This window comes from Brevundimonas olei (genome assembly GCF_037055245.1).
Taxonomy (GTDB): Bacteria; Pseudomonadota; Alphaproteobacteria; order Caulobacterales; family Caulobacteraceae; genus Brevundimonas; species Brevundimonas olei.
On the sequence record NZ_CP146369.1, the window covers coordinates 248,050 to 267,239 of the forward strand.

20 protein-coding genes are annotated in these 19,190 nt (G+C 68.7%); 12 read left to right on the forward strand and 8 right to left on the reverse strand.

The annotated features are described in order from the left end of the window. Positions 1 to 8 precede the first annotated feature (8 nt). The 6 genes from mnmE to V8J38_RS01190 all read left to right on the forward strand — a co-directional run bounded on the left by mnmE (position 9) and on the right by V8J38_RS01190 (position 6,114). Entirely contained in the window at positions 9 to 1,322 is a 1,314-nt protein-coding gene (gene mnmE / locus V8J38_RS01165) for a tRNA uridine-5-carboxymethylaminomethyl(34) synthesis GTPase MnmE (RefSeq protein WP_338577516.1), read from the forward strand. A 63-nt stretch (positions 1,323 to 1,385) separates the two neighbouring features. Continuing rightward, positions 1,386 to 3,299: a tRNA uridine-5-carboxymethylaminomethyl(34) synthesis enzyme MnmG gene (mnmG, locus tag V8J38_RS01170; protein ID WP_338577518.1), complete on the forward strand. Its 1,914-nt coding sequence runs from the start codon at positions 1,386 to 1,388 to the stop codon at positions 3,297 to 3,299. Continuing rightward, positions 3,299 to 3,919 carry a 16S rRNA (guanine(527)-N(7))-methyltransferase RsmG gene (gene rsmG / locus V8J38_RS01175; protein ID WP_338577520.1) on the forward strand — a complete coding sequence of 207 codons (621 nt, stop codon included), beginning with the start codon at positions 3,299 to 3,301 and terminating at the stop codon, positions 3,917 to 3,919. Before mnmG ends, rsmG begins: the two co-directional genes overlap by 1 nt. Further along, positions 3,909 to 4,745 carry a ParA family protein gene (locus V8J38_RS01180; protein WP_338577522.1) on the forward strand — a complete coding sequence of 279 codons (837 nt, stop codon included), beginning with the start codon at positions 3,909 to 3,911 and terminating at the stop codon, positions 4,743 to 4,745. Before rsmG ends, V8J38_RS01180 begins: the two co-directional genes overlap by 11 nt. Positions 4,746 to 4,820: 75 nt before the next feature. Beyond that, positions 4,821 to 5,663 carry a ParB/RepB/Spo0J family partition protein gene (locus V8J38_RS01185; RefSeq protein ID WP_422388352.1) on the forward strand — a complete coding sequence of 281 codons (843 nt, stop codon included), beginning with the start codon at positions 4,821 to 4,823 and terminating at the stop codon, positions 5,661 to 5,663. Between the two features lie 259 nt (positions 5,664 to 5,922). Next, positions 5,923 to 6,114 (forward strand): hypothetical protein, encoded by a 192-nt coding sequence (locus tag V8J38_RS01190; RefSeq protein ID WP_338577526.1) that lies wholly within the window; start codon positions 5,923 to 5,925, stop codon positions 6,112 to 6,114. 19 nt (positions 6,115 to 6,133) lie between these two features. Here the strand turns inward: V8J38_RS01190 and holA are convergent, their stop codons facing one another. The 4 genes from holA to V8J38_RS01210 all read right to left on the reverse strand — a co-directional run bounded on the left by holA (position 6,134) and on the right by V8J38_RS01210 (position 10,805). Beyond that, the gene (gene holA, locus V8J38_RS01195) at positions 6,134 to 7,186 is read right to left on the reverse strand and encodes a DNA polymerase III subunit delta (protein ID WP_338577528.1); all 1,053 of its coding nucleotides are present in this window, start codon (positions 7,184 to 7,186) and stop codon (positions 6,134 to 6,136) included. A 10-nt stretch (positions 7,187 to 7,196) separates the two neighbouring features. Further along, positions 7,197 to 7,679 (reverse strand): LPS assembly lipoprotein LptE, encoded by a 483-nt coding sequence (gene lptE, locus V8J38_RS01200; protein WP_338577530.1) that lies wholly within the window; start codon positions 7,677 to 7,679, stop codon positions 7,197 to 7,199. Continuing rightward, complete coding sequence (gene leuS, locus V8J38_RS01205) at positions 7,679 to 10,258, reverse strand: leucine--tRNA ligase (RefSeq protein ID WP_338577531.1); 2,580 nt, start codon at positions 10,256 to 10,258, stop codon at positions 7,679 to 7,681. The genes lptE and leuS overlap by 1 nt, the downstream gene beginning before the upstream one ends. Before the next feature lie 97 nt (positions 10,259 to 10,355). Beyond that, positions 10,356 to 10,805, reverse strand: a complete 450-nt coding sequence (locus tag V8J38_RS01210; RefSeq protein ID WP_088410782.1) for a DUF3576 domain-containing protein — start codon at positions 10,803 to 10,805, stop codon at positions 10,356 to 10,358. 347 nt (positions 10,806 to 11,152) lie between these two features. On the opposite strand from V8J38_RS01210, the gene V8J38_RS01215 reads away from it, so the two are divergent. After that, entirely contained in the window at positions 11,153 to 11,554 is a 402-nt protein-coding gene (locus V8J38_RS01215) for an NtrZ family periplasmic regulatory protein (RefSeq protein ID WP_088410783.1), read from the forward strand. Between the two features lie 15 nt (positions 11,555 to 11,569). On the opposite strand, the gene V8J38_RS01220 is transcribed toward V8J38_RS01215, so the two are convergent. Beyond that, complete coding sequence (locus tag V8J38_RS01220) at positions 11,570 to 12,232, reverse strand: thiamine phosphate synthase (protein WP_338577534.1); 663 nt, start codon at positions 12,230 to 12,232, stop codon at positions 11,570 to 11,572. Between V8J38_RS01220 and V8J38_RS01225 the strand changes: the two genes are divergently transcribed. The 4 genes from V8J38_RS01225 (at position 12,231) to V8J38_RS01240 (ending at position 14,857) form a co-directional block, all read left to right on the forward strand. After that, complete coding sequence (locus tag V8J38_RS01225) at positions 12,231 to 12,941, forward strand: YggS family pyridoxal phosphate-dependent enzyme (protein ID WP_338577535.1); 711 nt, start codon at positions 12,231 to 12,233, stop codon at positions 12,939 to 12,941. The two genes, V8J38_RS01220 and V8J38_RS01225, sit on opposite strands and share 2 nt — an antisense overlap. 62 nt (positions 12,942 to 13,003) lie before the next feature. Beyond that, positions 13,004 to 13,690 (forward strand): response regulator transcription factor, encoded by a 687-nt coding sequence (locus V8J38_RS01230; protein ID WP_121481813.1) that lies wholly within the window; start codon positions 13,004 to 13,006, stop codon positions 13,688 to 13,690. A gap of 7 nt (positions 13,691 to 13,697) precedes the next feature. After that, entirely contained in the window at positions 13,698 to 14,639 is a 942-nt protein-coding gene (gene gcvA / locus V8J38_RS01235; protein ID WP_338577538.1) for a transcriptional regulator GcvA, read from the forward strand. Positions 14,640 to 14,734: 95 nt separating this feature from the next. Further along, on the forward strand, positions 14,735 to 14,857 hold the full coding sequence (locus tag V8J38_RS01240; protein WP_256375772.1) for a hypothetical protein: 123 nt from the start codon (positions 14,735 to 14,737) through the stop codon (positions 14,855 to 14,857). Positions 14,858 to 14,864: 7 nt separating this feature from the next. Here V8J38_RS01240 and V8J38_RS01245 read toward each other — a convergent pair whose 3' ends face one another. Further along, the gene (locus V8J38_RS01245) at positions 14,865 to 15,773 is read right to left on the reverse strand and encodes a hypothetical protein (protein ID WP_338577540.1); all 909 of its coding nucleotides are present in this window, start codon (positions 15,771 to 15,773) and stop codon (positions 14,865 to 14,867) included. A 99-nt stretch (positions 15,774 to 15,872) separates the two neighbouring features. Here V8J38_RS01245 and V8J38_RS01250 point away from each other — a divergent pair, with 99 nt between their 5' ends. After that, entirely contained in the window at positions 15,873 to 17,279 is a 1,407-nt protein-coding gene (locus tag V8J38_RS01250) for an SLC13 family permease (RefSeq protein WP_291780386.1), read from the forward strand. Between the two features lie 7 nt (positions 17,280 to 17,286). Here V8J38_RS01250 and xth read toward each other — a convergent pair whose 3' ends face one another. Next, on the reverse strand, positions 17,287 to 18,084 hold the full coding sequence (gene xth / locus V8J38_RS01255; protein ID WP_291780383.1) for an exodeoxyribonuclease III: 798 nt from the start codon (positions 18,082 to 18,084) through the stop codon (positions 17,287 to 17,289). A 248-nt stretch (positions 18,085 to 18,332) separates the two neighbouring features. Further along, positions 18,333 to 18,974 carry a LolA family protein gene (locus V8J38_RS01260; RefSeq protein ID WP_291780380.1) on the reverse strand — a complete coding sequence of 214 codons (642 nt, stop codon included), beginning with the start codon at positions 18,972 to 18,974 and terminating at the stop codon, positions 18,333 to 18,335. Positions 18,975 to 19,190: the final 216 nt, after the last annotated feature.

The following is a 19,190-nucleotide window of genomic DNA, read 5'->3' on the forward strand; positions in this document are numbered from 1 at the left end:
CTGACGACGTGAGCGACACCATCTTCGCCCTCGCCACCCCGCCGGGGCGGGGAGCCATCGCGGTGCTGCGCCTGTCCGGGTCGGCCACGGAGTCGGCGCTGACGGCGTTGGGGGCCGGAGGGCTGACCCCGCGTCTGGCCTCGGTGCGCAGCCTGCGCCACGAAGGCCGTCTGATCGACGAGGCCCTGGTGCTGCGCTTCGTCGCCCCGCGCTCCTACACGGGCGAGGATTCGGCCGAACTGCATCTGCATGGCGGTCGCGCCGTGGTGGAAGCGGCCAGCACCGCCCTGATCGCTCTGGGTCTGCGTCCGGCCGAGCCCGGCGAGTTCACCCGACGGGCCTTCCAGAACGGCCGCATGGACCTGGCCCAGGCCGAGGCCGTCGCCGATCTGATCGACGCCGAAACGGAAGCCCAGAAGTCTCAGGCCCTGGGACAGCTCGACGGCGCCCTGTCCGCTACCTACGCCGGATTTCGCCGCGATCTCCTGAAGGCTCTGTCCCTGGTCGAGGCCGAGATCGACTTCCCCGACGAGGAAGTGCCCGACAATCTGGCGCGCACCGCCGGGCTGGTGCTGGACGCTCTGGCCGCTGACCTGCGCGCGGCCCTGGCCGATTCCGATCGCGGGCGACGGGTGCGCGAGGGCTATCGCATCGTCCTGATCGGCGAGACGAATGCGGGCAAGTCGTCGCTGTTCAACGCCCTTGTCGCGCGCGAGGCGGCCATCGTCACCCCCATCGCCGGGACGACGCGCGACGTGCTGGACGCGGACATCATGATCGGCGGCTACGCCGTCACCTTGTCGGACACGGCGGGTCTGCGCGACAGCGACGATCCGGTCGAAGCCGAGGGCATTCGCCGCGCCCGTCTGCGCGCCGAGGGCGCCGACCTGCGCCTGTGGGTCCGCTCCCCTTCGACCGAGGGGGCTGAGGACCCGGCCTCTGTCTTCGTCCGCCCGTCCGATCTTCAGGTGCTGAACAAGGCCGACCTCGGCGCCGTGGCGGGCGCGCCCGCTCTCGAGGCCTTGAGGGTCAGCACGACGACAGGGCAGGGGCTGGCCGAACTGCACGACTGGATCGCGGCCCGCCTGGCGCGCGACCTGTCGGGCGCCGACTTCCCGGCTGTGACGCGCGAGCGGCATCGTCGTCGCCTGGCAGAGGCATTGGCTGCTGTCGAGGCGGGACGCCGCGCGCTCGATCTGGCGCCGGAGATGGCGGGCGACGACCTGCGCCGCGCCGCCGACGCCCTGGCCCGCGTCACCGGAGCCATCGGGGTGGAGGACATTCTGGGCGAGGTCTTCTCTTCCTTCTGCATCGGCAAATAGGCCCGGCTTTCGCCCGTTTCACGTGAAACAACCGTTCTGGGGCCGGTGGCGATTCCGGCTCGAATGGACTATGTGGACGCCATGAGTTTGACCCCCGACCACACCTTCGACGTCGTCGTCATCGGCGGCGGTCACGCCGGTTGCGAGGCGGCGACCGCCGCAGCACGCGCAGGCGCGCGCACCCTGCTTCTGACCCAGAAGCTGGAGACCATCGGCGAGATGAGCTGCAACCCGGCCATCGGCGGCCTGGGCAAGGGGCATCTTGTGCGCGAGATCGACGCGCTCGATGGCCTCATGGGCCGGCTGGCGGATGTGTCGGGCATCCAATTCCGCATGTTGAACCGCTCCAAGGGCGCCGCCGTGCGCGGCCCGCGCAGCCAGATCGACCGGCGCCTGTATCGCGAGGCCATGCAGGCCGAACTGGCGGACTATGCCAACCTGACCCTGATGGCGGGCACGGCCGAGGGCTTGATCCTCAACGGCGACCGCGTGGTCGGCGTGGCGACAGGGGCAGGGGAGACGATCCGCGCGGGCGCCGTGGTGCTGACGACCGGCACCTTCCTTAACGGGGTCATCCATCGCGGCGATCTGCGGATTCCGGCGGGGCGCTATGGCGAAGACCCTTCGACCGGACTGGCCGGCGATCTGCACGCTGCCGACCTGATGATGGGCCGGCTGAAGACCGGCACGCCCGCCCGTCTGGACGGACGCACCATCGCCTGGGAGCGGCTGGAGATGCAGGCGGCGGACGACCAGCCCGTACCCTTCAGCTTCCTGACCGATCGCATCGACGTGCCGCAAATCGCCTGCGGTGTCACCCACACGACGGAAGAGACGCACCGCATCATCGCCGACAACCTCGGCGAAAGCGCTGTCTATGGCGGACGGCTGTCGGGCCGGGGGCCGCGCTATTGCCCCTCAATCGAGGACAAGGTGGTGCGCTTCGCCGACAAGACCAGCCACCAGGTCTTCCTGGAGCCGGAAGGCCTGGATGACCCCAGCGTCTATCCGAACGGCATCTCGACCTCGGTATCCGACGCCACCCAGATGGCCTTCCTCAAGACCATGCCGGGGCTGGAAGCGGTCGAGGTGTTCCGCTTCGGCTACGCCATCGAGTACGACTATGTCGACCCGCGCGAACTGACGCCCGCGCTGGAGGTCAAGAAGCGGCCGGGCCTGTACCTGGCGGGCCAGATCAACGGCACGACCGGCTATGAAGAGGCGGGGGCGCAAGGCCTGATCGCCGGGCTCAACGCCGCCCGCGCGGCGGCGGGGTCGGACCCGCTGATCCTTGGCCGGGATCAGGCCTATATTGGCGTGATGATCGATGATCTGGTGACGCGGGGCGTTACCGAACCCTATCGCATGTTCACCAGCCGGGCCGAATATCGGCTGACCCTGCGCGCCGACAATGCGGATCAGCGCCTGACGCCCATCGGCATCGAGGCGGGCATCGTGGGCGCAGACCGCGCCAAGGTATGGCTGGACAAGGCCGATCGGCTGGACCGGGCGAACCGTGTTTCACGTGAAACACAGTTCACGCCCAAGGAGGCGGGGGCGCTCGGCATTACCGTCAACGCTGACGGGCAGCGTCGTTCGATCCGCGACCTGCTCGCCTTCCCCGATGTCTCCTTGGATCACTTCGTCGCCATCCGCCCTGAGATCGTCGACTGGCCGGCCGCCGTGCGCGAACAGGTCGAGATCGACGCCGTCTACGCCGGCTATCTGGACCGCCAGGCCCAGGACGCGGAGGCCCTGCGCCGGGAGGAGGGGCTGGCCTTGCCGGCTGACCTCGACTACGCGGCCATCGGCGCCCTTTCGAACGAGGTGCGCGAGAAGCTGGCCATGATCCGCCCGCTGACTCTGGGCCAGGCGGGGCGGATTGAAGGCATGACGCCGGGCGCCCTGACGGCGCTTCTGGCGCATGTGAAGAAGGTCAAGGGCGTGGCGGCCGACCTGTCGGCGGTCGTCGCCTGATGTCGGACGCCATTCAGACTTTCCGCGCCCAGACCGGCGCCAACGACGCCAACATCGCCGACCTGAAGACCTTTCTGGCCATGCTGACCGAGGCCAATGCGGTGATGAACCTGGTCGGTCCCGACACGCTTTCAGATTTCTGGAATCGTCATGCCTGGGACAGCGCCCAGTTGCTGGACCTTGCGCCGGAGGCGAAGACCTGGGCCGATCTGGGGGCTGGGGCGGGGTTTCCCGGCGTCGTTCTGGCCATCCTTCTGAAGGGCCGGCCCGGCGCCCATGTCTGGCTGGTCGACAGCCTGGGCAAGCGCTGCCGTTTTCTTCAGACCATCGTCGATGCGCTGGATCTGCCCGCCACGGTCGTCAATGGGCGGGCCGAGGAGCAGGCGATCACGGTCGATATCGTCACGGCGCGTGCGGTGGCGGCGATGGAGAAGCTTCTGGGTTATGCACAGCCCTACTTCCAACGCGGTGCAAAAGGCCTGTTCCTCAAGGGAGAGAAGGCCGAGGCTGAGTTGAAAGAGGCCCGTCGGGTCTGGCAGTTTGAGGCCGAGCTTACGGTCTCGCGCAGCGATCCGCGCGGCCGCATCGTTTCACTGGGGAGCCTTCGCCGTGTCCGTTGAGTCCGTAAAGCCGCCCCGCGCCCATGAAACCCGCGTCCTGGCGGTCTCGAACCAGAAGGGCGGCGTGGGCAAGACCACGACCGCCATCAACCTGGGCACGGCCCTGGCGGCGATCGACGAGAAGGTGCTGATCGTCGATATGGACCCGCAGGGCAATGCTTCGACGGGGCTGGGTGTTCCACGTGAAACACGGCGGGTGACGATCTACGACGTCATCGTCGATGGCCGCCCGGTGGACGAGGCGGCCATCGAGACCGCCGTGCCCGGCCTGTTTATCGTCGCCGCCGATCCCGACATGTCAGGGGTCGAGATTGAACTGAGCCAGTCGGATCGCCGTTCCTATCGTCTGCGCGACGCCCTGGCGAAGCAGGGCGGCAACGGTCATTCCCGGTATGACTATGTGCTGATCGACTGCCCGCCGTCGCTGAACCTGCTGACGCTGAACGCCATGGCGGCGGCGGATGCGGTTCTGGTTCCGCTGCAGTGCGAATTCTTCGCCCTGGAAGGCCTGACGCAGCTGATGCGGACGATCGAGATGGTGCGCCAGAGCCTGAATCCGGCGCTGGATATTCAAGGTCTGGTGCTGACCATGTACGACCGTCGCAACGCCCTGTCGGGCCAGGTGGCGGCCGACGTGCGCGCCCACTTCGGGGACAAGGTCTATGACAGCGTCATTCCCCGTAACGTCCGGGTGTCCGAGGCGCCGTCGTTCGGCAAGCCGGCTCTCATCTATGATCTGAAATGTGCGGGCAGCCAAGCCTATCTGAAACTGGCCCGCGAACTGGTGGCGCGCGAGCGTCAGCGTCGTCAGGCCCTGGCCGCCTGATCCAACTTGTAAAGCAGCGGAAACAGCATCTTGTCTGAACGTCAGCGTGGTCTGGGCCGGGGTCTCTCGGCGCTTCTGGGAGAAAACGCGCAGGATCCCGTCGCCGTCGATGCGACCGGTCCCGCGCCGGCCGGCGTTCAGCGCGCCCCGATCGAGGCGCTGAAGCCCAATCCGGACCAGCCGCGCAAGATCTTCGCCCAGACCGATCTGGACGAACTGACGGCGTCGATCCGCGACAAGGGGGTGCTGCAGCCCATTCTGGTCCGAACCCAGCCGGGCCAGCCGGGGCATTGGCAGATCATCGCTGGCGAGCGTCGCTGGCGCGCGGCCCAGGCGGCCCGCCTGACCCAGGTGCCGATCGTCGTGCGCGAGATGGACGACATCGAGGTGCTGGAGGTCGGCGTCATTGAGAACGTCCAGCGCGCCGACCTGAACCCGATGGAGGAGGCCAACGCCTACGCCGTCCTGATGGAGCGCTTCGGCCGCACCCAGGACGCCCTGGCCGGGGTGGTGGGCAAGAGCCGCAGCCATGTCGCCAACACCCTTCGCCTGCTGCAACTGCCCGAGGCGGTGCGCGAGCATGTGGTGCGCGGCGAATTGTCGGCAGGTCATGCCCGCGCCCTGATCACTGCGCCGAATGCCGAGCAGTTGGCGCAGGAGGTGATCTCAAAGGGCCTGAACGTGCGTCAGACGGAGGCGCTGGCCCGTCGCGCCGCCGAGGGACCGAAGGCGCCCAAGGTCAGGGCAGGGACGGGCGGCGAAGGCGCTGCCGACATCGCCGCTCTGGAACAGGACCTGTCGGACGCCTTGGGTTTGAAGGTGTCGCTGGCCGACAAGGGCGGAAGGGGTGAGATCACCGTTCGATACGGCACGCTGGAACAACTCGACGACCTGTGCCGCCGCCTGATGAGGGGCTGAAACGAAAAAGCCCGTCCAGGACCGAACCGGGACGGGCAAGTCGGGGATGAGAGCGGGGCCGACACGCCAGCAGGTGGGAGCGCGCCGGACGACCCGATCGATGATCGAGGACCGATCCTCGCCATAGAAAACCTCTATATACGTTTCTGTCAATACTGCGTGTTTGGCGTGATCGTCAGCCCCGTATGACCCTAGAGGCGACGGACTGATCCAGGCGTTGGAGGCCCCTTTCCTGGCGCTTCCTGCTAGGATGCGGCCCATGACCGAGAAATCTGAGAAGGCGAGCGCGTCTGAAGCGCTCAAGCGCGCCCTGACGGCGAAGCAGGCGAAGAGCTCGAACGGCGCCGGGTTCGGCGGTGCTGTCGGAGGACGTACGACCGAAACCTCGATGCAGCGTCAGGCCGCCGCCCTGAACAAGCCAGCCTTTCGCCGTGCGTCCAAGCGGGGATGAGCGTAGGCGAGCGGCCGCGTCAAAGCCCCATGCGTTTGGCGCGGGCGGCGATCTCCAGCAGCAGGCGTTCGGCGATCAGGGCCTCGGGCATGCCCGTGGTCTTGGTCATGACGTCGGCGGTGTTGACGCTGTCCTGCACCTCGTCGAGCAGCTCCAGCCGCCACCCGCGCGCCTGACGCAGCATTTCGGCCTCCTGCTTCCAGAAGACGCCGGCGGCCTTGGCGGCCTCCTTGGCGCCCGCGCCATTGGCTTGCAGGACGTTGATCCGGCGCAGCTTTCCGAGATGAAGCGAGGTCATGCGCACCGCCATGACGGCGCTTTCGCCTTCGGCCAGGGCGCGGCGCAGGCCCGCCTGGGCGGGACCGGGGCGGCCGCCGAACGCCTGTAGCGCGGCGTCGGACAGGGAGGCGTCGGGCTCGACCCCCAGGTGGGCGTCCAGTTCCTCTACGTCGATGGTTCGGCCGGATCCGGGGCCGATGTAGAGGATCAGCCGCTCGATCTCCTGGCGCATCAGGCCGCGTTCGCGGGGCAGGCGGGCGACGAAGCGGTCCAGGGCGTCCGAGCTCAGGCCCACCTTGTCGGCGCCCAGGGCCTCGCGCGTCATGCGGGCGACGTCGCCGACCTCATCCTCATAGCAGGCGATGGCGACCGCGCCCTGGGCCTTTTCCGCAGCCTTGCGCAGGGCGGATTCACGGCCGAGCGCCCCGGCCTCGACCACCAGCATGGCGTCGGGATTGTAGGCGCCCTCGGCGTGCGCCGTCAGGGCGGCGGCCACGGTCTTGTCCACACCCGCCTTGCCGTCCGACATCCGGATGCGCACCAGGCGTCGCCCGCCGATCATGCTGAGCGCCGTCAAAGCCTCTTCCAGCCGCACGGCGTCGCCGTCGATGTCGGCTTCGGTCAGCAGGGTGACGTTGAAGGGATCGTTCAGGTCCGGCGTGATCGTTCGGCACAGCGTCAGGGCGCGCTCGGTCACGCCCGAACGGTCCTTGCCGTGGATGACGGCCGCGCGGACGGCAGGGTCCGGCGCCTTCAGGAAGCGGTCGACGTCGGGCCGCTTGGACAGGATCATGCGGCGGCCTTCAGCGTCCCGCCAGGACGCGCATCATGTCCAGGCGGATCAGGCGGGCCAGGTCGGCGGCGGCGCGGTCCTCGCCGTCCTGCTGGGCGGCGATGGCGGCGTAGGGCTGGTCCGCGGAGGCGTAGGTCACCGTGGTCGTCTGGACGCCCTTGAGGGGGTCGCCGCCCGCCACCGGGGTCAGCGACCAGGCGGCCCTGACCGTCAGCTCATAGCGGCTGGCCGTGTCGTCGATTCGGCGGCCCAGGGGGCGGCGCTTGTGCTCGACCTCGGTCGTCAGGCGATAGAGCGGCGCCTGCGCGGCGTCGCGGCCGAAGGCGTCCTCCAGCTGCTCGCGCAGGCGATAGCCGAGGCGATCGTCGGGCGTCGTCACGGCGATGCGCGACAGGCCGCTGCTGACCCCGCTGTCGCCATACATGGGCGTGAAGCCGCAGGCGGACAGCAGGCTTGCGCCCGCCAGGACGCCGAGCAGGGCCAGCCGACGCATCAGCCGGCCACCAGATTGACGATACGGTCAGGCACCACGATCACCTTGCGGATGCTGAGGTTGTTGGCGGCAAGGTAGGCCTGAACCGTCGGATTGGCGAGGGCGGCGGCCTCGACCGTCGCATTGTCCGACCCGCGGGGCAGGACGACCTCGCCGCGACGCTTGCCGCCGATCTGGACGGGCAGGGTGACCTGGTCGTCGGCGGCCAGGGCGGCGTCAAAGACGGGCCAGGGCGCATCCAGCACCATTCCGGCCTCGCCCAGTTGGGTCCAGCATTCCTCGGCCAGGTGCGGGGTGAAGGGCGCCATCAGCCGCGCCAGGGCGGCCAGGGCGGTCTTCTTCGCCTCGGCGCCCGCCTTGTCGTGCTGACGGATGGTCGCCAGGAAGGCGTAGAGCTTGGCCACGGCCGAGTTGAAGCGGAAATGCTCGACGCCCTCGCTGACCGCCTTGATGGCCTTGTGCGTCTCGCGGATCAGGGCGGCGTCGGCATCGGCGTTGGCGGGCGCGGCGGCGTCGAAGGCGGCGTACTCGCCCCAGACGCGCTGGACGAAGCGGGCGGCGCCCTCGACCCCGCCGGTCGACCACTGAATGTCACGCTCGGGCGGGCTGTCGGACAGGATGAACAGGCGCCCGGCGTCCACGCCATAGGCGGCGATGATGTCCTGCGGCGCGACCACGTTCTTCTTGGACTTGGACATCTTTTCGATGTCGCCGATCGTGACGGCGGCGCCGGTGGACAGGCGGGTGGCGACGCGCTGGCCGTCCACGGTCTCGATGCGCACGTCGGACGGTTCGACCCAGCGGGGCTTACCGCTGTCTTCATGGCCGTCGAAATAGGTCTCATGGACCACCATGCCTTGGGTGAACAGGCCCGCGAAGGGCTCCTTCACGTCCATCAGGCCGGCGTCCGACAGGGCGCGGGTGATGAAGCGGGCGTAGAGCAGATGCAGGACCGCGTGCTCGACGCCGCCGATGTATTGGTCCACCGGGAGCCATTTGGCGGCGGCGGCCTTGTTGATCGGCTCGGCGGCTTTGGGGTCGGCGAAGCGGGCGAAATACCAGGAGCTGTCGACGAAGGTGTCGAGCGTGTCCGTCTCGCGTCGGGCGGCGGCGCCGCACGACGGGCAGTTGACGTGCTTCCAGGTCGGGTGCCGATCCAGCGGGTTGCCGGGCACGTCGAAGGTGACGTCCTTGGGCAGTTCGACCGGCAGCTGATCGGCCGGGACCGGCACGACGCCGCAGGCCTCGCAGTGGATGACCGGGATGGGGCAGCCCCAGTAGCGCTGACGGCTGACGCCCCAGTCACGCAGACGATAGATGGTCGCGCCTTCGCCCGTTCCGGCGGCCTCGATGCGGCGGATGGCCTCGGCCTTGGCGGTCTCGATATCCAGACCGTTCAGGAAGTCGGAATGGAAGATGGAGCCGGGGCCGGTATAGGCCTCGTCCGTCACGGCGAAGTCGTCGCCTGCGCCTTCGGGGCGGACGACCGGGATCACCGGCAGATCGTATTTGCGGGCGAAGTCCAGATCGCGCTGGTCATGCGCGGGGCAGGCGAAGATGGCGCCCGTTCCGTAGTCGGACAGGATGAAGTTGGCGATCCACACCGAAACCTCGGCGCCGGTGAAGGGGTGGATGACCTTCAGGCCCGTGTCCCAGCCGATCTTCTCGGCCTGTTCGATGTCGGCCTGGCTGGCGCCGCCCTTGCGGCATTCGGCGACGAAGGCGGCGACCTTGGGGTCAGCCTCGGCCAGTTGCTTCGAGATCGGATGATCGGGGGCCAGACCCATGAAGCTGGCGCCGAACAGGGTGTCCGGGCGGGTGGTGTAGATCTCCAGCCCGTCATTGAAACCAGCCGGGGCGGCGGCCGCCCAGGCCCATTTCATCTGCAGACCCTTGGACCGGCCGATCCAGTTTTCCTGCATCAGGCGGACCTTCTCGGGCCAGCGGCCTTCCAGCTCGGCCAGGCCGTCGATCAGATCGTCGGCATACTGAGTAATGCGCAGGAACCACTGGTTCAGCTTGCGCTTCTCGACCACGGCGCCCGAGCGCCAGCCGCGCCCGTCGATGACCTGCTCATTGGCCAGGACGGTGTTGTCGACCGGGTCCCAGTTGACCACGCCGTCCTTGCGATAGACCAGGCCGCGCTTGAACAGCTCCAGGAACCAAGCTTGCTGCTTGCCATAGTATTCGGGGTCGCAGGTGGCGAACTCGCGGCTCCAGTCCAGCGACAGGCCCAGCAGCTTCAGCTGGTCGCGCATCGTCGCGATGTTGGACCAGGTCCAGTCGCCGGGATGGACGCCGCGCTCCATGGCCGCGTTCTCGGCGGGCATGCCGAAGGCGTCCCAGCCCATCGGGTGCAGGACGTCGAACCCTTGCGCCCGCTTCCAGCGCGCCACCACGTCGCCCATCACATAGTTGCGGGCGTGGCCCATGTGGATGTTGCCCGACGGATAGGGGAACATCTCCAGGACGTAGTATTTCGGGCGGCCGGTGTCGGCGTTGGACACCGAAAAGGCGTCGGCCTCGGCCCATCGGGCCTGCTGGCGGGGTTCGGCGGTCTTAGGCTCGTAACGGGCCACGGCGTATCCTGAGGCGGCGCCTCAGGCGCGAAGCTTGAGGCGGGCCTGAGGACGCATTGAGACGAAAGAGGTTAGGCGGCCGGTCTTAGCGGCTTTGTTAGCGACGGGCCGCGTTGGCGAGGTTGAGCTGGCGCGCCTTGGTCAGGATGGCGTTCTCCAGATCGGTTTCGGTCTGGGCCGCGACCGGAGCGGAAACCCAGGCACCGGCGGCGTCCTTGACTTCCTTGGTGATGGCGACGTTCAGGGCGTCGGCGCGCAGACGGCGGTCCAGGATGAAGACGGTCGCCTTGAAGCGCTCGTTCGGCGCCTGCGGATTGACGTACCAGTCATAGTTCACCACGCCGCCCCAGGGGTCGGCGCTGTCCAGGGGCATGAAGGACAGGGTGTCCAGGGTGGCGCGCCACAGATAGGCGTTCACGCCGATGCCCAACTGGGCCTCCATCGTGGGCGCCTTGGCCTTTGACCCGCCGAACGGAAGGCTGGAGCAGCCCCCGAGCAGCAGGCCCGAGGCGATCAGGGCGAACGCAGCGCCGCGAACAAGAGCCATTCCGTGATCTCCGTAAAGGGTTTGACGAACGTAGGAGAGGACGTCGCCTGACGACGCCACGCTCGCACGCGTCAGCAACGCTCTATAACACGGCGAAAAGGGGCGATGACAAGGCGATCCCGCATGAGAGGCGACCGATAAGGGCCTCTGTCTCGCCCTTTGGCGTGACAAGGGCGCCACAGCCCGCGCCGGAGTCGCCTGGAACCTCTGCCATAGGGCTACGTTGCGTTGACCGTAGGAATGCAGTCCATATCTTATCCCCAGATCAGACGCGGCTCGTTCAGGCGCGCTCTGAGGTCGTCAACAAGGATCGCCGCAGAAGACGAGCGGTCCATAGGGTGGGTGAAATGCGTTTCGTCGCCGTCATCGCTGCAAGCGTGGGCGCCCTGGCCTTGGCCGGGATGACGACTGACGCCGCCGCCCAGACGCGCGGCCGCGCTCCCGCCGTCAGCCTGACCGACGTCGCCGCCCAGTCGCCCAGCACCCCGGCGGCCGGCCAGCGTCGCGGCCTGCGTTGGAACGAGAACGGCCGCTGGGGCCTGAACTTCAACCTGAACCAGCCCGTCGGCCGCGAAGCCGACTGGGGCGATGTCGAGGCGGGGGCCTACTACCGTCTCAGCCCGCGCCTGCGGGTCGGCGCCGCCGCCAACCTGGCTTCTCCTGAAGTCGACCCGGCCCGCGCCCCCGAGAGCGCCGCCGATCGCCGCGCCGCCCCGCGCGTACGTCTCGAGACCATCTTCAAGTTCTGATCCCGATCGCCTCTCTCAGCGAGAGGTGAACGCCGTCTGGACCGCCTCCACGCCGGCAAGGCCGCACGCGCCTGATTCGCCGAGGGCTTGGACATTGCGCGCCGTTATTCCGCCCAGGGCGTAGACCGGGCAGGGGGCCAGGGCCGCCAGGGCGGAGAAGGCCTTCACCCCCAGCGCGGGTTTGGCCGCCGAGGCGCCGCCTGCGGGAAAGACCGGCGACAGCACCAGGGCGTGCAGGTCGCGCGCGCCGCGCACAGCCGCTTCCGAATGGGCCGCGCCCGTCAGCAGCCAGTCCGGGCGCCGTCCCGACAGGGCGTAGGCCGACGACAGCGCGCGCTCGGGCAGGTGCACGCCGTCAGCCTCCACTCGCTCAGCCAGGGCGGCGTCCAGTCCGACCAGCAGCAGGACGCCCGCCGCCCGCGTCGCCTCGCGCAGTCGAAGCCCGGTCTCGACCGCATCGGCGGCGCCGAAGGCGCGATACACGACCCCCGCGCCGGCCGGCAGCCGCGCCGCCGTCTCCCACGGCTGGGGCGTCCGCGCCGGATCGGTGAAGAACAGCAGGGGCGGCAGGGGGCGCGGGCTGACAGGCGCCGCCGCGAGGGCTACAGACTGGGACAGGGCCTGAGCGGCGTCCCACAGCGTGCGCGCGTCCTCGGCCATGAGTTCGGACAGGATCATGACCGCCACTACGCCCGCTTTCGCCGTTTCGTCCATCGCCGACCGCTTCGCCGAGGTGCGTCGCCGCATCCATGATGCAGCCCTGACGGCGGGCCGCGACCCTGCTTCGGTGGTGCTGACGGCGGTGTCCAAGACGCAAGGCGACGCCGCTCTGGAAGCCGCCCTCGCGACTGGCCAGCGGGTGTTCGGCGAGAACCGGGTGCAGGAGGCGAGGGCCCACTGGCACGACCGCCGCGCCGCCCTGCCGGACCTGGAGTTGCGCCTGATCGGCCCCCTGCAGACCAATAAGGCGCAGGAGGCGGTCCAACTGTTCGACGTCATCGAGACGCTGGACCGCGAACGTCTAGCGGCCGCCCTGGCCGCCGCCGTACGCAGGACGGGGCGCCGCCCCCGCCTGCTGGTTCAGGTCAATACGGGCGCCGAGCCGCAGAAGGCGGGCGTTTCGCCGGAAAACGCCGACGCCCTGATCGCCGCCGCGCGCGACGTCCACGGCCTGACGGTCGAGGGGTTGATGTGCATTCCCCCGGCCGATGAAGATCCGGCGCCGCACTTCGCCTTGCTGGCCGCGATCGCCGCACGCAACGGGTTGAACGTCCTGTCGATGGGCATGAGCGGCGACTATCTGACGGCGATCGAGGCGGGCGCGACCCATGTTCGGGTCGGCTCGGCGCTGTTCGGGGAACGAAATATGGTCCCTGCGACCTCTTAGGACGCAATATCGCGCCCGGCGCCCTTGGCGTTCGGCCCAAGCCTCGCCATTCTAATGAAACCATGCGCACGCCCAAGACCATTCTGATCATCGATGACGACGACGACCTGCGGGAGGCCTTGGCCGAGCAGTTGGCGCTTCACGAGGAATTCCGTCCGGCCCAGGCCGCGACGGCGACCGACGGTGTACGTCAGGCCAAGGAGGCGCGGGCCGACCTCATCCTTCTGGACGTCGACCTGCCCGACATGGACGGCCGCGAGGCCTGTCGCCTGATCCGCAAGGCCGGCGTGTCCACCCCGGTCATCATGCTGACGGCGCAGTCGTCGGATTCGGACGCCATCCTCGGCCTCGACTCCGGCGCCAACGACTACGTCACCAAGCCCTTCCGCTTCGCGGTCCTGCTGGCGCGCATCCGCGCCCATCTGCGCAGTCACGAACAGTCCGAGGACGCCGTCTTCCAGGTCGGCCCGTATGAGTTCCGCCCGGCCTCCAAGCTGATGGTCGACGACAAGGGCAAGAAGGTCCGGCTGACCGAGAAGGAAACCAACATCCTGAAGTATCTCTATCGCGCCGGGGCCAAGCCGGTCTCGCGCGAAGAGCTGCTGACCGAGGTCTGGGGCTACAACGCCGGGGTCACCACCCACACGCTCGAGACCCATATCTATCGCCTGCGTCAGAAGATCGAAGCCGAGCCGGGCCAGGCGCGGCTGCTGCTGACCGACGCCGGCGGCTACCGACTCCAGCCCTGACACCCGGATGAGCGAGCGTCGCCCGACCCCGCCGCTGGTGGCGCTTCGGGCGTTCGACGCAGCGGCTCGCCTCAGCAGCTTCCGCGAGGCGGCCGAGGAGCTGGGCGTCACCCCCGGCGCCGTCAGCCGCCATGTGAAGGCGCTGGAGATGCGGTTGGGCCTGCGCCTGTTCGACCGCTTCAACCGCTCGGTGCGGCTGACCGCCGACGGCAAGCGCCTGGCCCAGGGCGTGGCCGACGCCTTCGAACGGCTGGAAAGCGCGTTGGAGGCCGTCCGCCCCGGACGCTCGCGCCAGCTGCGGATCACCGCCTTGCCGTCCCTCGCCAGCAAGTGGCTGTCGCCGCGCCTGCATCGCTTCAGCGAGGAGAACCCCGATCTCGACCTGATCGTCTTCGCCGAGGATCGCCTCGCCGATCTGTCGAACGGCGAGGCGGATGTGGCGCTACGGTACGGCGAAGGCCCCTATCCGGGCCAGACGGCGCGACGGTTGATCAATGAGCGCCTGATCCCGGTCTGCGCCCCGTCCTTCGCCGCCGCCCGGCGGTTGAACCAGCCCTCCGATCTGCTGGACGTGGTCCTGATCCACGAGACCTGGCACGACATGCCCTACGCCGACCGCATGGGCTGGAAGGCCTGGTTCGAGAGCGCCGGCGTCGATGATCCGCGCGTGAACCACCTGCGCGGTCCGCACTTCAGCCACAGCCACCTGGCGCTGGAGGCGGCCCTGTCGGGGCGCGGCGTGGCCCTGACCTCGGCGCCCCTGGCGGCGGACGACCTGCGCGAAGGGCGCCTGATCCAGCCGGTCGACCACGCCCTGACCAACAATCTCGCCTATTGGGCGGTGGTTCTGCCGGAACGGGCGGACGAACCCAAGCTGCGTCGCTTCCTCAACTGGATCGTGGCCGAATCGCGGCCGGATCGGGACGCAGAAGCGGATCAGTTGACCTGAGGTCACTCGACGCGGCCTAACCGTGGTTTGTTTCCAGCGGCTGCGCTTCCTATCTTGAGACCGTTCGGAACTCCCTAGCCGAAAGGAAGCAAGTCATGAAACTCGTGCATCCCCGCGCCTCGAGCTTCTCGTTCGAAGGCATCGTGGTCTTCACCGGCAGCGTCACCCTGATCCTGCTGGGCGTGCTGGCCGGCGCCAAGCTGCTGGGCGCGGCCTGAGTTTAAGTCAACGCGGGCGCCATTCGCTGAGAAGGGCGCCCGTGGCCCCATCCTCGAAGGCCAGTCGGTCCAGCCGCAGCGCGGCGACGCAGACCGGACGGCTTTCGGCGTCCTTCTGGACGCAATGGACGGCCTTGCCGTCTGCGAAGGCGGTCAGCCGACCTTCCAGCCGCAGGGCGTAGCCGCCCGGCGCCGGCGTCGGAGCGACGCCCTTCTCTCCCCGAATGACATGGACATAGGCCTGGCCCTGACGGCGGCCCAGGCGAGAGCCGCCCGTTTCGAACACGGCGGCCAGACCGACGCTGCGCTCCGGCTGGACGACTGGCGGCGACGCGACGGTCTCAACAGTCTTGGCCTCCAACGTCTTGCCCTCGGCGGGCGTCTTGTCCGCAGTTTGAGCCGGCGAAGGCGTGGGATCAGGCGCGGAGGCGGGCTGAGCCGCTGACGTCGGGCAGACGTCCAGGCTGCTCCATGGCCGGGCGATCCAGAAGCCCTCGACCGCCTCCCACTTATCGACCGCCCCTTCGCGGGTCGCGGGGACCAGCGCCGACGCGCTCAGATCTTCCGGCGTGACCGTCAAGGTCAGGCTGCCGTCTTCATTGCGGGCGAGGCGGGGCAGGCCGCCCGCCTCTCCGACGACGTTCGTCTCGCCGCCGCAGCCGAAGGGCAGGCGCACCGACACGGTGCGGCCGGTCAGGGCCGCATCGCGCGTCTGTCCGTCGGCCAAGGCCGTTCCAGCCTCGGTCAGCGCGGCCAGAAGGGCGGCTCGGTTCAGCGTGGAATCCAGCACGACCGTCGGCGACGGGGCCGGATTCGCAGGCGCGGCGGGCTCCGGCGGCCGCTGACACCACGTCAGAAACGGCAGGGCCGCCGCCAGGGCGAGCGGCGCGGCGAGACGGGTCGTTGTGATCGACATGGAACCAGCCTAACACGGGAAACGCTGGTTGGCGCCCCGACCCGTGATCTGACCCGTGATCGCGGTCGAGGCTGGGCTGAAAAAGGGGGTCTTGCGCGGGTGACGCTGGACCAGATCATCGCTCTCATCGTCCTGGTCGCCGTGGTCGGGGTGATGATCCACGGCCGGATGCGTTCCGACGTGGTCGCGCTCAGCGGCGCGGCGGCCTTGCTGCTGTTCGGCGTGGTGCGCCCGGTCGAGGTTCAGAGCGCCTTCGCCAGTCCGGCGGTCATCGCCCTGGCCGGGTTGTTCGTCATCGCCTACGCCATCGAACTGTCGGGCCTGCTGGGCCTGATGATCCGCAAGGCGACGGGGCTGTGTCGGCGTTTCGGCGCGACGGGCATCTGGGTGGTGATCGGCCTGTGCGGCTCGGTCGGCGGCTTCCTGAACAATACGCCGGTGGTGGTGCTGGCCGCCCCGGTGGTGCGCGACATGGCCCGGTCGCTGAAGCTCTCGCCCAAACGGTTCCTGATGCCGCTCAGCCATGTGACGGTCATGGGGGGCCTGCTGACCCTGATCGGCACCTCGACCAATCTTCTGGTCAACGACATGGCCCGCAACGCCGGTCAACCGGTGTTCAGCCTGTTCGAGATCACGCCGGTGGGCCTGGTCATCGCCCTGGTCGGCGGTCTGTGGCTCTATTTCGTCGGCGCCCGGCAGCTGGGCCGCGCGGCCTGCGCCGAAGAAGAGGCCGAGGCCGAACGCGAACGTCTCGAGGCGGAAGCTCAGGCGGCGAAGACGTCGCGCCGGTGGCGTCTGCCTTTCTCCCTGCCGTCCCTCGCCCAGTTGGGCGAAAGCCGCAGCCAGCGTGACGGCACGGGCGACGCCCATCTGGGCGACGTCGACCTCTACGCCTCGGCCGACCGTCCCCTGCAGTGGAAGCGGGCGCTGATCGCCCTGGCGGTCTTCGTCCTGGTGGTGGCGGCGGCGGGGCTGGGGATCGCCCCGATCGCGGCGGCGGCCTTCGCCGGGGCGGTGGCTCTGATCCTGCTGGGCGTGCTGACGCCGGAAGAGGCCTATTCGGGCCTGAAGCCGGACATCCTGCTGTTGATCGCGGGCATGGTGGTGGTCGGCACGGCCATCGAGGTGACGGGGCTGGCGGCGCAGGGCGCGGGTCTGTTGATCGAGGTGATCCGTCCGTTCGGGCCGCTGGGCGCCCTGATCGTGCTCTACGGCGTGACCCTTTTTGCGACAGAGCTTCTGTCCAACGCCACGGTGGCGGTGCTGGTGACGCCGATCGCCGTCGCTCTGGCCGAGAGCCTGGGCGTCGATCCGCGGCCTTTCCTGGTGGCGGTGATGATGGCCGCCTCGGCCGCCTTCGCCACGCCCTTCGGCTATCAGACCAACGTCCTCGTCTATCAGATGGCGGGGTACAGCTACATGGACTTCGTTCGCGTCGGCACGCCGCTGAACCTGATCACCTGGGCGGCGGCCATGGTCGCCATCCCGATCTTCTTCCCGTTCTGACGCCGCGTCAGACGTCCAGATCCATCACGACCGGGGCGTGGTCGCTGGGGCGCTCCCATTCGCGCACCGTGTCCAGAATGCGGGCGCTGCCCCTGACCACGGCGGGCGTCAGGCCGGGCGAGGTCCACAGGTGGTCCAGGCGCAGGCCCCGGTTCGACTTGCGGAAGTCCTTGGCGCGATAGCTCCACCAGCTGGCCAGCTTGGTCGGATCGGGGATCTGGTCGCGCACCACATCGGTGAAACCGCCGGCGTCCTGGAGCCGGTACAGGGTCTCGACCTCGCCGGGGGTGTGGCTGACCACCTTGGACATGAAGCGGTGGTTCCAGACGTCGTTCTCGCCGGGCGCGATGTTGAAGTCGCCGGCCAGGACCAGGGGCCTCTGACGGTCGCGGGTCTTCATCTCGGCGGTCAGCCGTTCATAGAAGTCCATCTTGTGGTCGAACTTGGGGTTCAGTTCGCGGTCGGGCAGGTCGCCGCCCGCCGGGATGTAGAAGTTCTGAACCTCCACCCCCTCGACCACGGCCGAGACGCAGCGGGCGTGGCCCTCGCGACAGACGTCCAGCCTGGGGCTGTCAACGATGGGCAGGCGGCTGGCGATCGCCACCCCGTGCCAGCCCTTCTGGCCGCCGACGCGCAAGTGGGGCAGGCCCATGTCGATGAAGGCCTGACGCGGGAACTGGTCCTCGGTGCATTTGATCTCCTGCAGGCACAGGACGTCCGGGGCGTGTTCAGCGACGAAACGGGCGACCTGATCGATGCGCAGGCGGACCGAGTTGATGTTCCAGGTGACGATGCGAAGGCTCATGCGACCGGGCTTAGCAGCTTGCCGTCGCGGGGTCTAAGCCGACGGCCGTGCAAGGTCTTCGGCTCAATAAAAAGGCGCCCGGAGCGAGGTCCGGGCGCATGAAGTTCGTCTCTCTCGCCGCCAGGCGGGGATGAATCCGTGGCGGGCGGGACGGCCGCCGCCGTCCTGTGCCCAAAGTGTCACGGGCAACAAAAAAGGTCAAACTGTCATATTTGTAATTATGAGCGGCGGTCGAGGCGCCGCCGGGATCAGTTGCGTCGGTTGCGCCGGGTCGGATCGCGCAGCTGGAACAGGCTGGCGGCCAGGCCGGGCGCGGGCTCCAGCGTGGTCAGTTGCACCCGGGTGCGCGAGCCCTGCGCATCGGTGATGGTCCATTCCTGCAGCCGCACGGGCGAGCCGGCGAAGGCCAGGATGACCGAGCCCTCGTTCGGACGGCGCGCGTCGCGGGCGGTGATGGCGAAGGCGCCGGAGTCCATGCGCGTCACGCGGTCGATCTTCACGCCCTGGTCCAGACGGACCTCGCGCGCCAGGAAGGTCGACAGCGGCGTCTGGCCCAGCGGGGCCTGGCGGAAGACGTTCAGCCGGGGATCCCAGCGGCTGACGTTATTGCCGTCGGCCACCACCAGCAGGCCTGCCGGTTCGGTGTATTCGAATCGCATCTTGCCGGGGCGCTGCAGATAATAGCGGCCGGTGCGGCGCTGATTGTTCGGCCCGGTCTCGACGAAGGTCCCCTGGGCCGTGGTCATGGCCGTCAGATAGGTCTGGGCCTGACGCAGCACGGCCTGATCCTCGGCGGACAGCCCGGCTTGCGCCAGGACGGCGGCGGGGGCGGCGGCGAGCGCCACCAGGGCGGCGGAGCCGAGGCCGAAGGCGCGGCGGGAAATGCTCATGTCTTTTCTTCTCCCGTTCTGAACGGTTTTCGACCCGGCCAGGGTGACGACGTCATCCGGCGGGCTGATGACGCCAGCCTGACCATATTCCGGCGCTCCGATGAAGCGGCGTTCATTGTTTAGTGTCCTAGCGTTCGCGACGCGGTCGCTCGCTGCTTGAGGACGTGAGGCGTTTAAGTGTCGGCCGAGGCGTGTTGTTCCCCGTCGCGCGCGATT

Excerpts from the sequence above, each read along its gene's own strand:
- mnmG (WP_338577518.1), top strand. The coding sequence starts at position 1,386 with ATGGACTATGTGGACGCCATGAGTTTGACCCCCGACCACACCTTCGAC.
- rsmG (WP_338577520.1), top strand. The coding sequence starts at position 3,299 with ATGTCGGACGCCATTCAGACTTTCCGCGCCCAGACCGGCGCCAACGAC.
- V8J38_RS01190 (WP_338577526.1), top strand. The coding sequence starts at position 5,923 with ATGACCGAGAAATCTGAGAAGGCGAGCGCGTCTGAAGCGCTCAAGCGC.
- holA (WP_338577528.1), bottom strand. The coding sequence starts at position 7,186 with ATGATCCTGTCCAAGCGGCCCGACGTCGACCGCTTCCTGAAGGCGCCG.
- lptE (WP_338577530.1), bottom strand. The coding sequence starts at position 7,679 with ATGCGTCGGCTGGCCCTGCTCGGCGTCCTGGCGGGCGCAAGCCTGCTG.
- V8J38_RS01210 (WP_088410782.1), bottom strand. The coding sequence starts at position 10,805 with ATGGCTCTTGTTCGCGGCGCTGCGTTCGCCCTGATCGCCTCGGGCCTG.
- V8J38_RS01215 (WP_088410783.1), top strand. The coding sequence starts at position 11,153 with ATGCGTTTCGTCGCCGTCATCGCTGCAAGCGTGGGCGCCCTGGCCTTG.
- V8J38_RS01225 (WP_338577535.1), top strand. The coding sequence starts at position 12,231 with ATGACCGCCACTACGCCCGCTTTCGCCGTTTCGTCCATCGCCGACCGC.
- V8J38_RS01220 (WP_338577534.1), bottom strand. The coding sequence starts at position 12,232 with ATGATCCTGTCCGAACTCATGGCCGAGGACGCGCGCACGCTGTGGGAC.
- V8J38_RS01230 (WP_121481813.1), top strand. The coding sequence starts at position 13,004 with ATGCGCACGCCCAAGACCATTCTGATCATCGATGACGACGACGACCTG.
- gcvA (WP_338577538.1), top strand. The coding sequence starts at position 13,698 with ATGAGCGAGCGTCGCCCGACCCCGCCGCTGGTGGCGCTTCGGGCGTTC.
- V8J38_RS01240 (WP_256375772.1), top strand. The coding sequence starts at position 14,735 with ATGAAACTCGTGCATCCCCGCGCCTCGAGCTTCTCGTTCGAAGGCATC.
- V8J38_RS01245 (WP_338577540.1), bottom strand. The coding sequence starts at position 15,773 with ATGTCGATCACAACGACCCGTCTCGCCGCGCCGCTCGCCCTGGCGGCG.
- xth (WP_291780383.1), bottom strand. The coding sequence starts at position 18,084 with ATGAGCCTTCGCATCGTCACCTGGAACATCAACTCGGTCCGCCTGCGC.
- V8J38_RS01260 (WP_291780380.1), bottom strand. The coding sequence starts at position 18,974 with ATGAGCATTTCCCGCCGCGCCTTCGGCCTCGGCTCCGCCGCCCTGGTG.